The organism is Marinobacter alexandrii, from assembly GCF_005871205.1.
Lineage (GTDB): Bacteria > Pseudomonadota > Gammaproteobacteria > Pseudomonadales > Oleiphilaceae > Marinobacter > Marinobacter alexandrii.
The window spans coordinates 49,737-65,248 of sequence record NZ_SWKM01000011.1 but is presented as its reverse complement, the minus strand read 5'-3'; the positions used below and the strand labels follow the sequence as shown (position 1 = coordinate 65,248).

The 15,512-nt window shown below is 60.0% G+C and carries 12 protein-coding genes; 6 read left to right on the top strand and 6 right to left on the bottom strand.

Translation table 11 applies throughout. The features are described 5' to 3' along the window. Window positions 1–18: 18 nt before the first annotated feature. The 3 genes from FCS96_RS00530 to FCS96_RS00520 all read right to left on the bottom strand — a co-directional run bounded on the left by FCS96_RS00530 (window position 19) and on the right by FCS96_RS00520 (window position 4,121). Window positions 19–474 (bottom strand): DUF302 domain-containing protein, encoded by a 456-nt coding sequence (locus FCS96_RS00530; RefSeq protein ID WP_138438302.1) that lies wholly within the window; start codon window positions 472–474, stop codon window positions 19–21. 80 nt (window positions 475–554) lie between these two features. After that, window positions 555–2,081 carry a flavin-containing monooxygenase gene (locus tag FCS96_RS00525; protein ID WP_138438301.1) on the bottom strand — a complete coding sequence of 509 codons (1,527 nt, stop codon included), beginning with the start codon at window positions 2,079–2,081 and terminating at the stop codon, window positions 555–557. A gap of 123 nt (window positions 2,082–2,204) precedes the next feature. Beyond that, entirely contained in the window at window positions 2,205–4,121 is a 1,917-nt protein-coding gene (locus FCS96_RS00520; protein ID WP_138438300.1) for a CocE/NonD family hydrolase, read from the bottom strand. Between the two features lie 255 nt (window positions 4,122–4,376). Here FCS96_RS00520 and FCS96_RS00515 point away from each other — a divergent pair, with 255 nt between their 5' ends. From FCS96_RS00515 to FCS96_RS00505, 3 genes are all read left to right on the top strand, one after another. Then, window positions 4,377–5,246: a carbohydrate kinase family protein gene (locus FCS96_RS00515; protein WP_138438299.1), complete on the top strand. Its 870-nt coding sequence runs from the start codon at window positions 4,377–4,379 to the stop codon at window positions 5,244–5,246. Window positions 5,247–5,319: 73 nt separating this feature from the next. After that, window positions 5,320–6,354 carry a histone deacetylase family protein gene (locus FCS96_RS00510; protein WP_138438298.1) on the top strand — a complete coding sequence of 345 codons (1,035 nt, stop codon included), beginning with the start codon at window positions 5,320–5,322 and terminating at the stop codon, window positions 6,352–6,354. 70 nt (window positions 6,355–6,424) lie between these two features. After that, window positions 6,425–7,582, top strand: coding sequence for an iron-containing alcohol dehydrogenase (locus tag FCS96_RS00505; RefSeq protein WP_138438297.1), 1,158 nt, complete (start codon window positions 6,425–6,427; stop codon window positions 7,580–7,582). Window positions 7,583–7,749: 167 nt separating this feature from the next. On the opposite strand, the gene rlmE is transcribed toward FCS96_RS00505, so the two are convergent. Further along, entirely contained in the window at window positions 7,750–8,370 is a 621-nt protein-coding gene (rlmE, locus tag FCS96_RS00500) for a 23S rRNA (uridine(2552)-2'-O)-methyltransferase RlmE (RefSeq protein WP_138438296.1), read from the bottom strand. A 158-nt stretch (window positions 8,371–8,528) separates the two neighbouring features. Here rlmE and FCS96_RS00495 point away from each other — a divergent pair, with 158 nt between their 5' ends. Both FCS96_RS00495 and FCS96_RS00490 read left to right on the top strand, forming a co-directional pair. Beyond that, window positions 8,529–9,272, top strand: coding sequence for a TrmH family RNA methyltransferase (locus FCS96_RS00495; protein WP_138438295.1), 744 nt, complete (start codon window positions 8,529–8,531; stop codon window positions 9,270–9,272). Window positions 9,273–9,387: 115 nt separating this feature from the next. Next, window positions 9,388–10,053: a transglutaminase-like domain-containing protein gene (locus FCS96_RS00490; protein ID WP_138438294.1), complete on the top strand. Its 666-nt coding sequence runs from the start codon at window positions 9,388–9,390 to the stop codon at window positions 10,051–10,053. An 84-nt stretch (window positions 10,054–10,137) separates the two neighbouring features. Here the strand turns inward: FCS96_RS00490 and ahpF are convergent, their stop codons facing one another. Together ahpF and FCS96_RS00480 are read right to left on the bottom strand one after the other, a co-directional pair. Continuing rightward, window positions 10,138–11,724 (bottom strand): alkyl hydroperoxide reductase subunit F, encoded by a 1,587-nt coding sequence (gene ahpF, locus FCS96_RS00485; protein WP_138438293.1) that lies wholly within the window; start codon window positions 11,722–11,724, stop codon window positions 10,138–10,140. A 179-nt stretch (window positions 11,725–11,903) separates the two neighbouring features. Next, window positions 11,904–14,600 (bottom strand): cation-transporting P-type ATPase, encoded by a 2,697-nt coding sequence (locus FCS96_RS00480; protein ID WP_212747027.1) that lies wholly within the window; start codon window positions 14,598–14,600, stop codon window positions 11,904–11,906. Between the two features lie 164 nt (window positions 14,601–14,764). On the opposite strand from FCS96_RS00480, the gene FCS96_RS00475 reads away from it, so the two are divergent. Then, a complete protein-coding gene (locus tag FCS96_RS00475) occupies window positions 14,765–15,487 on the top strand; it encodes a DUF3581 family protein (RefSeq protein ID WP_138438291.1) in 723 nt (240 codons plus the stop codon). The last annotated feature ends 25 nt before the right edge of the window (window positions 15,488–15,512 follow it).

Sequence of the window (15,512 nt, the reverse complement as noted above, 5' to 3'; positions counted from 1 at the left end):
ACTTGAGGCACCCGGGGGTCAGCGTGTTGCCGCCTCGGCGAAATTCGCCAGCGCCTTGTTGACCTTGGTCAGTACCTTATCGCAGCCATCCAGGCCATGACGGGCCTTCAGGTAGGCCGGATCGTTGTAGCCAAGCCAGACCTGTCCGTTTTCATCCTCCCAGATCAGCGCTTTCTGGGGCAGATCGGCCGCGACACTCTGGCCGCAGTGCATCAGCGGGGTGCCGACTTTCGGGTTGCCGAAGATCACCAGTTCGGTGGGGCGCAGCTGTTCGCCCACCGATGCAGCTCCGGCTGCATGATCGATGCGGTTAAACACCGTCATACCCTTTTCGCCCAGCACCGACTCCAGTTTATCCGCGGTTGCTGCCACGCTGTGGTTGCTCTTGGCCACAATGAGTCCATCCGCAGCCTGCGCCACGCCAGCAAGACCTAGAATCACTAGGGCCACGGCGAGCGTTCTGAAATAGTTCATAACCAGCATCCTTATCAGTCGAGTGCAGCCCCCATACTAGACCACAAGCCGGGATGACGGCGATCAGCGATCGGCTAATATCAGGATCCGAACAGGCCGGAGCGCAGTGGCCGCAGGAAGCCCCGGCCCCCTCCCGCATTGGCGCGGGTGCGGACGCCGTCGAACTCCAAATAGCCGTCCTCGATCGGGTCGAAGCGCAGGATTTTCACGTCTTCGAGGTAATTCTGGGATGCTTTCCAGGGCCCATGGGTACCCTGGCGGGGCAACCGGTCCGCTGCCCGTCTGACGTAGCCGGCATCCAGCGAACCCAGCACCGTGGTATCGCTCCGGCTATCCTCGGTATCCCGGGCCACCACCGTTTGATACCCGCGCTGGTCCATCAGATTCATGAGCCGGCACAGGTACTCCGCAGCAATATCCACTTTCAGGGTCCAGGAGCTATTGGTGTAGCCGAAAATCATACCGGCATTGGGCAGCCCCTCCACCATCACGTTCTTGTAGATAACCTTGTCCTTCAACATCACATCCTGGCCATCGACCCGGGGCCGGATGCCGCCGAGCATCTGGATGTCCAGTCCGGTCGCCGGAATGATGATATCCGCTGCCAGGGTTTTACCCGACTTCAGGCGAATACCATCAGCGGTGAAGCGCTCTATGTGATCGGTGGCCATGGACGCCCTGCCCGCTTTCAGGACGGTGAACAGATCGCCATCCTTGACCACACACAAGCGCTGATCCCAGGGGGCGTAATCCGGTGTGAAATGACGCATGTCGGCGTTGTCTCCGAGCCGGCGCCGGATGATGCGCAGAAACAGACGGCGCATCAGCTTGGGGCTCTTGCGGGAGCGCACGTAAAGGAAACGGGAAATGGCAATGTTGCGGGCACGGATCAGCTTGTAGGCCAGTTTTTCAGGTAATAATCGTTGCACGAGAAGGGCGAGTTTGTCGGTGGACGGCAGCGGCATCAGGTAGCTTGGCGAACGCTGCAGCATGGTGACGTGGGCAGCCTGTTCCGCCAGGGTCGGCACCAGGGTGATGGCAGTGGCGCCACTACCGATCACCACAATGTTCTTGCCTGCGTAGTCCAGCTCCTCGGGCCACTGTTGCGGATGCACTATCTGGCCCTGAAAGTCGCTTTCGCCCGGAAAATCCGGCTGGTAACCGTGGTCATAGTTGTAATAGCCGGTGCAGCCGACCAGGAAGCCGGCGGTGTAGGTTTCAGTTTCGCCCGTCGCTTCGTTGTCGACGGTCAGGGTCCAGCACTTGTTCACACTTGACCAGTCCGCGGTTTTTACCGCCAGGCCATAGCGAATGTGACGTTCAACATCGAACGCCTGTGCCGTCTCGCGTAGGTAGTTCTTAATGGATGCACCATCGGCCAGCACCTTACCGCCGACCCATGGCCGGAAGTTGTAGCCAAAGGTGAACATGTCGGAATCGGACCGGATACCCGGATAACGGAACAGATCCCAGGTTCCGCCCAGCGACTGGCGCCGCTCCAGAATGGCAAAAGATTTGCCCGGGCATTGCTGGCCGATGTGACAGGCCATGCCAATGCCGGATACCCCGGCGCCAACGATCAGAACATCAAAATGGTGTGCACTCATGACCGGTCTCTCGATTCCATCTTGTTATTGTGATGACAGGTATGGAACCAAGATACCCCACGCAATCAGCCTGGGGAATGAGCGCGACTGGTCTTACCGGGCCGTTGTGGGCACCGAACGCCGTTACTGCAGACGCGCAGTTGGATGGCTGGACAGATCCAGTATAGGCAACTCCAGGCCATTGATGGTCAGATCAAACCGGTTATTACCGTCGACTGCCCCCGGATTGCTGACCGCCGAGTATTGGACATGGCTGGAATAGACCAGCAGGCCAACCTCATCCCCGAACTGAAGCTGCTCACCAACGCCGGCCAGCAGCACGCCCTGTTCGCCGATATTGGGGTTGGACGTGTGTGTTCCTTCCAGCAGCGATGTTACCTGATCATCCACCAGAATCAGCTCACTGCCACGCTGAATCCCGATCCCAAGGTAAGCCACCGGCGTGACGGTGCCGGGCAGCGCGGTATTGGCCACCGTTACCTCATCGATTCTCGGTATGCCGGCCAGAATCTCGTTCTCACCAGTCACCGTATGCACGGACACAAAGGTGGGTGGTGAATCGGGTGCGGGTCGGCTCACTTCGCTCGTTTCAAGCCGAGCCGGAATGCCGCCGGTCGCGCCCGGCTGCGACCCTACCGGGAAATCTTGGAGCACCAGGCCGGCCGGTTCAGCGCTATCCGCGTTCTGAGTGTCGGCCACGGAAATACACACCGATGGAATGCTCTGATAGGCGCTGGACTCTTCGCCCTTGAGGTGGAAATCAAACCAGCTCAGGATCAGGTCAGTACCTATCAGGCCGCCACAGTTGGCACTGCCCTCGGTCTGGTTGGCCAGCGGGTTCATGTGTCCGCCCTCGGTGGACAGAATCGACACCGGTACACCCTCATCCGCAGCCTGCTTGAAGTAGGCCCAGTTCCAATAGGCGTCGGTCAGGTTAAACAGCACGTCCCGGTTGCCCTGCAACAACAAGGTGGGCACCGAGCGCGGCACGAAGGCGTCACCGTTGGACGAACAACCAAGTTCACCCGGCTGACACCAGGACTGACCTTGCTCGGCCGAGCGCTGCAGGTGGCGGGTATGACGGTCAAACAGTTCGACCACCTCCGCTTCGGTGTAGCCGTCGGCTTCCATGGCGCCGATCAGATCAGCCCGGGTCCTAATCAGGTTGGCTTGAGGACTGGCCGGGCCCATCAGTTCGCACATCCGAGCCACCGCCGGGGTGTTAACAGTGTTCCCGGTTTCGGCCAGCAAACAGAGCAGGCCAGTGAACGAACGTTTAACGGCATCACCCGGTAGCAAACTGTACATCAGGCTATGCCAGGTGCCGTTCGGTACGATGGTGTCGATCCGGTCATCAAGCTGCGACAAGCCAAACTGGTAACCGCCGCCGTAACTGTAGCCGATCAGCCCCGCGTTAATATCCCGTGCTACACCGCTATCCTCTTGCCGCTCGATATGCAGACTCGGAGCCTGCTCGTAGAGCCAGTCAAGCAAATAACGGGCATCCTGGGTTTCGGCCCGGGGAGCGATGATGCGGGCATAGCCGCCCCCGTTTTCAGGAATCGAATTACCGTGACCCCGCTCATCGAACGAGACCCCGACATAGCCGTGGCGTGGCAGCGTGGCGAAGAGTTCATCAATGGCCGGGAAATGGGGCGTGTCAGAAGCCACTGAGCCATCTTCGTCAATCTCGGAATCCAGATTGCCACTGTAACCGTGACTCTCGATAACAACCGGGAAGCGATCTTCGGCACACCGCTCAGGCAGCAATACCGCCACATGGAACCGGGTAACATCGGCCTCGGTGGTATCGTCTGTGCGATCCCGATCGAAACTGTTGGGCAACGGGCTATCCAACGTGTACTGACGCACCTCCGGCGGCAACGGGATCTCACAATCCCCCAGGATGCGATCGGAATCGTCGTTCTGATCATCCTGCTCAGCCGCGGCGTCATCGTCCGAGCCGCCGGAACCACCACCTATGCAACCGCTCAATGTAAACAGCAACAGCAATGACAACAGAAAGGGGTAACCACGCATTATTATTCTCCTGGGCGCCGTTATGAACGAGATTTCTCCGGGTAACGACGGTTATTGTTGTTATCGTTCCACGGGAAACCCACGACGTCAGTTCCCTGAGGCAGCCAGCGTGGCCCGAAAAGCCAAGCTGATGTTTGGTGAAAATCAGCACTTAATTCATCCTGAAAAACAGCCGGAGGGCGTAGTTGCAGGGAGGAGCCGCCCTGGCATCGGGAACGTTAGACTTTGTGAATCGCCCCGGTCAGGAGAACCGACATGTCCAAACCCATTATTGTCATCGGCGGCGCGTCGTGGGACACCATCATCCACTTGCCGACGCTGCCCGCCCCGGAACCTCAAACCATCTGGCCAGACGCCAGCTATCGAACCCTGGGCAGTACCGGGGCCGGCAAGAGTCTGAACCTGGCGGCACTGGGCCATCAGGTCATTTTCCACACCTTGCTCGGCCAGGATGCCGAAGGCCGGCAGGTGCGGGACGCCCTGGCCCATCCCGAACTGCAACTGCTGGTCACCGAGACCACTACGCCGACCGAGCAGCACGTTAACCTGATGTCAGCCGATGGCAAGCGCATCTCCCTGTTCGTGCAGCCCCCGGCTGAGCCCAGCGGCCTCGACTGGGCGCCGTTGCAACAACTCGCGGAAGGCTGTCAGTTGGCCGTGGTGAACATCCTCAGTTACACCCGCTCGGCCCTTCCCTGGCTGCAGACAATCAACCTGCCCATCTGGACCGATCTACACGATTACGACGGCACCAACCCCTATCACCAACCATTCATAGATGCCGCCAGTATTATTTTCCTGTCCAGCGACAACCTGCCGGACTACCGCCAGACCATGGTGCAGCTGGTTAACCAGGGCAAAGAGTTAGTGGTCTGTACCCACGGTGCCGAAGGCGCCACCCTGCTAACAGCGGCCGGTGAGTGGCTGGAGCAAGTGGCGGTTCCCGCCAGCCAAGTGCTCGACACCAACGGCGCCGGCGATGCCTTCTTCAGTGGTTTCCTATACCGCTATATAGAGGGCGCAGCGCTGCAGGACTGCCTACAGGCGGCTGCCGTCTGTGGTGCCCTGTGCGTTGCCAGCCAGTCCCTGGTCAGCAGTGACCTGCAGCCGGAGCAGCTGGTCTAGCGGCGCCGGATTTGAGCGTGATCCGACCCTGTGCCAAAGTCTCGGGGGTCATTCACCGTGGAATCCGAGGCCCATGAAAACCGTTTTCTCCCCCCTCCATAGCCGCCGCTCGGTCAAAACCGAGCTGGACGGTGGCCTGCTCATCGAGCCCCATGAAAAGCCATCCCGCGCCAACACCATCCTGGCAAGGGTAAAGGCCCAGGGGCTCGGCGACGTTCTGGAACCGGACGAGTTTGGCCTCGAGCCCGTGAAACGGGTGCATAGCGCCGATTACGTCGAGTTCCTGGCACGCTGCTGGCAAGACTGGCTGGCCGCCGGCAAGCCAGGCGAGGCTATCCCGGCGGTCTGGTGCGGACGCGGAATGCGGGCCCGAGTACCAAAAGACATCGACGGTCGACTCGGGTACTACAGTTTTGCTGCCGAAACCTCGATCTCCGATGGCACCTGGGAGGCCGCCTGCACCTCGGCCAACGTCGCGCTGACCGCACAGAAGCTGGTCGCCGGTGGCGAGCGGGCCGCATTTGCCCTGTGCCGGCCACCCGGACATCATGCCCACGCCGATCTGTTTGGCGGTTACTGCTTCTTCAACAACGCCGCTATCGTGGCGCAGGCATTCCGGGATCAGGGCGCCGAGCGAGTGGCCATTCTCGATGTCGATTTTCATCACGGCAATGGCACCCAGGCCATCTTCTACCAACGCCGGGACGTGCTGACCCTGAGCCTGCATGGCGATCCGGATTTGGTCTTCCCGCACTTTCTCGGCTTTGAGGATGAAACCGGGGAAGGTGAAGGTGAGGATCACAACCTCAATATCGTCTACCCACCGGGCACTCCCTACAGCGTCTGGAGTCAGGGCCTGGAAACCGCATGCCGGCGGATAACCGAGTACCAACCGGACGCGCTGGTGGTCGCCCTGGGTGTGGATACCTTTGAGGACGATCCTATCTCCTTCTTCAAGCTGAAATCCTCCGATTACCTCACCCTCGGTCAGCGCATCGCCCAACTGGGCCTGCCCACGGTGTTTACCATGGAGGGCGGTTACGATGTCGAAGCCATTGGCGTCAACGCGGTCAATGTCTTGCAAGGCTTTGAGCATAAGCAGGAATGACTACTAGACGACCGGTCTAATTGTAATTAGGATGCTGTCCACTTTGTAACAACACAGGGGCAGCAAGCCGATGAACAGTTTCGATTTCTACAACCCGACGCACATCGCTTTCGGTGAAGGCAAGATCGCCGATCTGGACAAACTGGTACCGGCGGAAGCGCGGGTACTGGTGTTGTTTGGCGGTGAAAGCGCGCGTCGGACCGGCACCCTGGATGAAGTAACGACAGCCCTGGGCGAGCGACAGGTCACGCTGTTTGGCGGCATCGAGCCAAACCCGAGTTTCGAGACCCTGATGGAAGCCGTGACGCAGGTGCGTGAACAGCGCGTGGATTACCTGCTGGCCGTTGGCGGTGGCTCCGTCATCGACGGCACCAAGTTTGTCGCCGCCGCCTCTGTGCTCGAAGGCGATGAATGGGAGATTCTGACCCAGGGTGGCCGCAACATTGAACGGGCGCTGCCGTTCGGCTCTGTGCTGACCCTGCCGGCAACCGGCTCGGAAATGAACAAGGGTGCCGTGGTTACCCGCAAATCCCTGAAAGCCAAGCTGCCGTTCCACAGCAATCACGTGTTCCCGGCCTTCTCGATACTGGACCCGACCAAGACCTACACCCTGCCCCTGCGCCAGGTTGGCAACGGCGTGGTCGACGCGTTCGTGCACGTGGTTGAGCAGTACCTGACCTACCCGGCCCAGGCCCCGGTACAGGACCGCTTTGCCGAAGGCCTGTTGCAGACCCTGGTCGAAATTGGTCCCCAGACTCTGGCCGAGCCGGAAAACTATCAGGTTCGAGCAAGCATGATGTGGACCGCTACCCTGGCCCTGAACGGCCTGATTGGCAGTGGTGTACCCCAGGATTGGGCCACCCACATGCTCGGCCACGAGCTGACTGCCCTGCATAACCTGGATCACGCCCAGACCCTGGCTATCGTGCTGCCGGCCATGCTGCGCGAGCGCAAGGCCGCCAAGCTCGACAAGTTGGTTCAGTACGGTGAGCGGGTGTGGAACATTCGCGACGGCAGTGCCGAGGACAAAGCCGAGGCTGCCATCGCCAAGACCGAGGCCTTCTTCGAATCACTGGGGGTGAAAACCCGTCTGAGCGACTACGACCTTGGCGAGCAGCACATTGAACCGCTGATCGCGAGTCTGGAAAGCCACGGCATGGTGAAACTGGGTGAGCACGGCGATGTCACGCCTGAGGTGTGCCGCCGCGTCCTACAGGCCAGCCTGTAACCGCTGAGGATTAGCAGATAATTCGGCGGCGGATGAGTGTTCCTTCACCCGCCCGCATCCGCCCGCCAGCACGAGCGACACGTGCAACGTCTTCCTTTTTGGGGCTCTGGTTTTCAGGTGCCCTTTTTTTGCGCCTGTTTTATGCCTGTTTTTCGGTCAGGCCCGGCTTAGCCCTTGAAGCCCTTGCCCAGGATATAGACCTCACGGGAGCGGGCCCGGGATGAATCCGGCTTGCGCACCACCACCTTATCGAACACCGCCCGTACCGATTTCAGGTAGTCGTCATAGCCTTCGCCCTGGAACACCTTGGTCAGGAAGTTGCCTTTCGGCTTGAGCACCTGACAGGCCATGTCGAGCGCCAGTTCCACCAGATACATGGAGGACGCCTGGTCGGCCACAGTCACACCACTGATGTTCGGGGCCATGTCAGAAATCACCACATCCACTGGGGCATCGCCAAGGGTGGTCATGATGGATTCAAACACATCGTTCTCGGTGAAATCCCCCTGGATGAACTCGACCCCGGCAATGGCGTCCATGTCCAGGATATCCGAGGCAATGACCCGGCCCTTGTGACCCACCAGGTTGGCCGCCACCTGCGACCAGCCACCCGGTGCCGAACCCAGGTCCATGACCACCATGTTGGGGTGGATCAAACGGTCCTTCTTGTTGATTTCCAGGAGCTTGTAGCTGGCCCGGGAGCGATAGCCGTCCACCTGCGCCTGTTTCACGAAGGGGTCGTTTACATGCTCTTCAAGCCAGCGGTTACTGCTTTTGGATCGGGCCATAGGACTCATCAATAGCGGGGGAAACGGTCTGTTATTGTACGTGCCGGGCGCCATCCCGGCAAAATCCTGACATCCGCTGCCGGCGCACGTACAATCGGCTCATTCCAGCTCCCACCTCGACCGCCTGCGCGGCTCGGGCGCAGCCACGGGCAACCATTGTGAAACTGAACGACATTCGAAAACTGCACCAGAAAAAGTACCGCCAGGAATTCCGGCATTACCTGGTCGAGGGCGAACACCTGGTGCTGGAACTGCAGAAAGCCGTCGCCCAGCAGCCGGCGCTGGTGAGCGCGGAGCTGTACGTCACCGCGGCGTACGAACACTGGCAGAGCCCGTTTACCACGCACCTGGTCAGTGACCGCCAGATGGCGCAACTGGCCGACACCCGCACGCCCCAGGGCATCCTTGCAGTGGTGGCCATGCCAGAGGCAAATCAAGGGGCTGCGACACCGGCCGTTGCCGGCGAGCGGGCGGTGTACCTGCACGAGGTTCAGGACCCTGGGAATCTCGGGACTGTTTTGCGCACCCTGGCCTGGTTCGGCGGCTTTCGCTGCCTGCTCAGCCCCGGCAGTGTCGACCCTTACAATCCCAAGGTAGTACGGGCCAGCATGGGCGCACTGTTTCACCTTCCACTTGAAACCGACGTAAGCATGGAGCAGCTCGCCGACCGCTACCAGCGCATTGCCTGCCTCGACCTGAATGGCGCCGCGCTGACTTCAGCCGAGTTCCCCAAACACGACTGTTACCTGTTCGGCAACGAAGCCCGGGGTGTACCCCGGGACGCACTGGAAAAGCTTGGCGCCGCGCCTTACACCATCGCCGGGCAGGGGGCGATTGAATCGCTGAATCTGGCCACCTCGGTGAACATCTGCGCCTACGAGCTGAACCGGCGAGCCTCCTGAAACCCACCCGCGAACTGAGCTAATCTGGCAACCATTGTGGTGGATTTCGTCATTGCCTGTAGCAAGCTAATTGGCGAAGATGATGGCCTGATGCCCTAACCCCGGATGCCCGCCCATGGACCAGTATCTACAGCCCACCGCGTTCTTTGATTACGAAAATCCGGAGCTCAAGACCTGGATCGCCGAGCAGTTACAAGGCGTGTCCAATGACCCGGTGGAACAGGTCAAGGCGCTCTACTTAGCGGTTCGGGACCACATCAGCTACAACCCCTATGTATTCCGGACTGATCCGAACACCTTCAGTGCCAGCCATGCCCTGAGCAGCGGCGAATCCTACTGCATTCCCAAGGCGGTCTTGCTGGGCGCGGCGGCCCGCTCCCTGGGCATTCCGAGCCGACTGGGACTGGCCGATGTCCGTAATCACCTGTCCAGCCCGAAGCTGATCGAGTGGCTGCAGTCGGATATCTTCCGCATGCACGGCTTTATCGAGCTGTACCTGAACGGTCGCTGGGTGAAAGCGACGCCGGCATTTAACCGGCAGCTGTGCGAGTTGATGAAGGTGGCGCCGCTGGAGTTCGATGGCATCAACGATTCGGTTTTCCAGGAGTACACCGACGCCGGTCAGGCCCACATGGAATACGTCAATGACCACGGTGTGTTCGACGACGTGCCACACGGCTTTATCGTGACCGGAATCGAGAACGCCTATCCGCACCTGTTCGGCCAAGAGGGTGCGGCAAATATCAGCCAGGGCAGCCTGCAAGCCGATATCGAGCAATAATCGGCTACTGGGTCGGAGCCACTAAAAAAGGCACCGGATCGCTCCGGTGCCTTTGCCTCTCTCACCAGGCTTTATTTGCCCGATTTACGCAGCTTGTTCCTCATCGTCTTCCACCGAATTACGGATCAGGAAGTCGAAGGCACTGAGCGCTGCTTTCGAGCCTTCGCCCATGGAGATGACGATCTGCTTGAAGGGCACGGTGGTGGCGTCGCCAGCCGCGAAGACACCCGGAATGGACGTCTCGTTGCGGTCGTTGACCACGATTTCGCCGTGTTGGCTAAGCTCGATATCGCCCTTTAGCCACTCTGTGTTCGGTACCAGGCCGATCTGGACAAACACGCCTTCCAAAGCGACATGGTGCTCTTCACCGCTGGTCCGGTCCTTGTAGTTCAAACCGCTAACCTTGCCATTCTCACCGGTGATTTCGGTGGTCTGGCCCGAAGTGATGATTTCCACGTTCTTGAGACTGCGCAACTTCTTCTGCAGCACGTCATCGGCGCGCATCTCGGCGCCAAACTCGATCAGGGTGACATGCCCGACGATGCCAGCCAGATCGATGGCCGCCTCGACACCAGAGTTACCGCCACCGATCACGGCCACGCGCTTGCCCTTGAACAGCGGGCCGTCGCAGTGCGGGCAGTAGGCCACGCCCTTGTTCCGGTACTCTTCTTCGCCCGGAACGCCAATCTGGCGCCAGCGCGCACCGGTGGACAACACCAGCGTGCGTGCCTTCAGAGAACCGCCGTTGGCCAGACGGATTTCGTGTGGCATGCCCGGTTTGGCTGCCGGAATCAGCTTCTCGGCGCGCTGCATGTTCATGATGTCGACGTCGTATTCCTTGACGTGCTGCTCCATGGCACCAACCAGCTTGGGGCCTTCGGTGTAAGGCACCGAGATCAGGTTTTCGATACCCATGGTATCCGCTACCTGGCCGCCAAAGCGCTCCGCAGCGATACCGGTGGCGATACCCTTCCGGGAGGCGTAGATCGCCGCCGAGGCGCCAGCAGGGCCGCCACCAACCACCAGCACTTCAAAGGTGTCTTTCTGGTTGATCTTCTCGGCCTCTTTCTCGTCGGACTTGGTGTCCAGACGGGCCACAATCTCCTCCATGGTCATCCGGCCCTGGCCCCAGGATTCGCCGTTAAGATAAACGCTGGGCACGGCCATGACTTCCCGCTGCTCCACTTCGTCCTGAAACAGCGCGCCGTCGATGGCGGTGTGCTTGATGTTCGGGTTCAGCACACTCATCAGGTTCAGGGCCTGCACCACGTCGGGGCAGTTCTGGCACGACAGTGAGAAGTAGGTTTCGAACTCGAACGAACCGTCCAGTTCCTGCACCTGCTCAATCACTTCCTGAGCGGCCTTTGACGGGTGACCGCCTACCTGCAGCAGCGCCAGTACCAGCGAGGTGAACTCGTGGCCCATGGGAATACCGGCAAAGCGAACACCGATGTCGGTGCCAATGCGGTTGATGGCAAACGACGGCCGACGCACGTCAGTGGCTTCCTCGGTCCGCAGACTGATTTTGTCCGACATGGGCTCAAGCTCTTCCAGCAACTGCTTCAGTTCCTGGGACTTCTCGCCGTCGTCATAGGCCGCAACCAGCTCGATCGGCTGCTGCAGCTTGTCCATGTAGGCTTTCAGTTGCTCCTTGATACCGGCATCCAACATGTAGTCTTTCCTCTCTTAAGTCAGCGTGACACCAAGTCACTGAATTCAATACAGGTTAAAATCAACGTGGGGCAACAATAAGCCTTGCCCGGCGCACGCTCAAATTGATTGGCCCAAACTGTTTGATAGGGCCATACTATGTGAAGCCAAAGCATCATTAAGATTATCCCCGCCAGAAATCACTCACGCCCCTTGGCCAGCCGCAAACGGAGCTGCTTTTCCAGCTCGATCACGAGGAACAACGCTGCGCCTATTAACAGACTGAACAGCATCTCCGGGCCCGGCACCGGGGCGGTGGAGAAGACTCGCTGAAGCAGTGGCAGATAGGTGAGGCCAAGCTGGCCGACCAGCACCGCGGCAATGGCCAGCCACACCAGGCGAGTCGCCCGCAACTTTTCCCAGGTGAGCGTGACGGTGTCCTTGTTACGAATGAACAGCAGATAAAAAGCCTGCATTGCCACCAGCGTGTTCATCGCCATGGTCTGAGCTATCTCAACCGAGTGTCCCTGGACAATGGCGAAACGGAAGATGCCAAAAACACCCAACAGAATCAGGACGGCCACCAGGACAATGTGCCAAACCAGGCTTCGAGTCAGTAATGGCTCAGAGCGCTCGCGCGGTGGTCGCTGCATGGTATCGGCTTCACTGGCCTCAAACGCCAGGGCAACACCCAGGGTCACTGCCGTGACCATGTTTACCCAGAGGATCTGGATGGGGGTGACGGGCAGCGTCAGACCCGCCAGCAAGGCCCAAATAATCACTGAGGCCTCACCAGCGTTCGTCGGCAGAGTCCAGCTGATGACCTTGCGAATATTGTCGTGGATGGTGCGCCCTTCCCGCACGGCAACCGCTATAGAGGCGAAGTTGTCGTCTGCCAGCACCAGCTCGGAGGCCTCCTTGGCCGCCTCACTGCCCTTGAGTCCCATGGACACCCCAATGTCCGCCCGTTTCAGGGCGGGTGCATCGTTAACGCCATCACCGGTCATCGCCACGGTCTGTTGCTGGGCCTGCAACGCGATCACCAGGCGTAGCTTGTGCTCCGGGCTGGTACGGGCAAAGACATCGGTATCGATTACCGCTGAGGCCAGCTGCTGGTCCGTGAGCTGGTCCAGATCAGCCCCGGTCAGCACCCGCTCCGGGTTTTCCAGCCCAACCTCGCCAGCAATCGCCCGGGCGGTGTCGGCGTGGTCTCCGGTAATCATCTTGACCCGGATACCGGCACTCTGACACTGAGCCACCGCCTCAATAGCCTCGCTCCGTGGTGGGTCAATGAGCCCGACCAGCCCAAGGAAAACCAGCCCCTCAGTCAGGTCATCCCGCTCCAGCACCACCTGACTGGCCGCCACCGGACGCGCGGCAAACGCCAGTACCCGCTGCCCGGAGGCGGCAATCGCGGCAACCTGTTCCTGCCACCAGGGCTGATTCAATGGCGCCTGGTTATGGGCTTCAGAGCGCTGAACTGCACACAGTTCCAGAACTACCTCAGGCGCGCCCTTCACAAAGATGAACGCCCTGCTCTGGTGATCGTGGTGTAGCGTTGCCATGTGGCGATAACTGGTATCAAACGGAATGGCATCCGTTCTCGGCCAATTCTCCTGCAAGTTGCCTGTGTCTAGCCCAGCGCGGGCCGAAAACGACAACAGCGCACCCTCCATGGGGTCCCCTTCCACCCGCCAGTGGCCATCTTCGCGCTTGAGTTCCGCGTCGTTGCATAGACCTGCAACCTGCGCCATTTCGGTCAGGACCTCACAAGTGCCAGACTCGACGACCTGATCCCCGTCCAACACCGCACCATCCGGGCCATAGCCATCGCCGTCGATGGTGAACGACCTTTCCGCGGTAATTACCGTTACGACACTCATTTCATTGCGGGTCAGAGTACCGGTCTTATCGGAACAGATCACCGAGACGGCACCGAGGGTTTCGATCGCCGGCAGGCGGCGGACAATGGCATTGCGGCTGGCCATAGCCTGCACACCGACCGCCAGGGTGATGGTCAGCACGGCCGGCAGTCCCTCGGGAATAGCTGCCACCGACAGACCAACCACTGCCATCAGCAGGGCGCCGAAATCATAGGCCAGGCGCCAATGGCCATAGGCCAACAGGGCCGCCGCCATTACCAGGATGAACAGGGTCAGCCAGCGGGCGAACTGGCGCATTTGCGCCACCAGCGGCGTCGTCAGCTGCTCAACATCCGCCAGCAAGCCCTGGATCCGGCCAAGTTCTGTGTGCAACCCGGTAGCCACCACCAGGCCCGAGGCCTGGCCCGCGGTAACAGCCGTGCCACTGAACGCCATGCAGCTGCGGTCGCCGAGGGCCTGGCCGGCCGGAACCGGCTCGGTCTGTTTCTCCACGGGCATCGACTCGCCGGTGAGCAACGCTTCCTGCACAAACAGATTGTGGGCTTTCAGCAACCGCAGATCGGCCGGGACTTTATCGCCCGCCTCCAGCAGTACAATGTCCCCGGGCACCAGGCAATCGCCAGCAATGGTTTGGCGATGACCATCGCGAACCACAGTGGCGCGCAGGGCCAGCATACTTCGGATCGCCTGGATGGCCTTCTCCGCCTTCCCCTCCTGAAGCTCACCGATCAATGCATTAGCCAGTACCACAGCGAGAATGACACCGGTATCCAGCAGGTGTCCGAGGGTGGTGGTAATCACCGCGGCACCCAGCAGCACATAGATCAGCACATTATTGAATTGACGCAGAAACCGGGCGATCCGACCGGGTCGGTGCGGTTCCGGCAGGCTGTTCACCCCATAACGCTGCAGGCGCCGGTCGGCCTCGGCGGCGGTCAAACCTGCCTGGCTGGTATCGAACTCGGCCAGGGCCTGTTGCTGTGGTAATTCGTGCCACGGACCGGAAGGACACACTCCCACCTCCTTGCTTATGCTTACTGCCCAGCCTTCACTTTAGGACGAATAGCGCATATTGGTATTGATGGGACTCAACTATCATTACAGGTAGACAGCGGGCACCATGGGCCTACAGCGGGCTCCTTTGACACATCCCACTCCGCGAACAGAATAGGCAGCACATGTTTCTAGACCATTTTCATTCGATACAGCAAGGACGTATCCACATCACCGCGCTCCAGGCCAGCCGTTTTGCCAAAGAAATTGCCGGTGATTTCAATCCGATTCATGATCCCGACGCCCGCCGGTTCTGCGTGCCCGGTGACCTGCTGTTTGCGGTGGTGGTTTCGCATTTCGGTCTCTCTGCCAACATGACCTTCCAATTCAAAAGCCTGCTAGGTGACGGCGTGCCCTTGGAATTCCGTGAACCGGAGGAAGGTCGCATTGAGCTGTGCGACGCCAATGGCAAGGTCTATCTGGAGGTCACTCACAGCGGCCCGAGCACCCGCGATGAAACCACCATCGAGAATTTCACCCGCTGCTACGTCTCAGCCTCCGGCAAGAATTTCCCGCATACATTGCAGCCACTGATGGAATCGAACGGGGTCATGTTCAATCCCGACCGCCCCATGGTGATGTACGAAAGCATGAGCCTGGCGCTGGATCGCCTGGATGCCACCGACCCGGAACTGGAATTGCACGACGCCCAACTGGCTGCGAATGGCAAGCGTGGCAATGTCACCCTGGAGTACCGGTTGCTTTCCGAGCAGAACCCGGTCGGCCAGGTCGCCAAACGTCTGGTTCTGGGAGGCCTGCGCCCGTACTGCCCGGACGCCATGGCCGGCGTACTGGAGGAGTTTTACCGGCTCAAGGCCCGGGGTGTGGACTACGGCAGCAACCTCTAATCCGGACCAGCGAACCATTTAATAA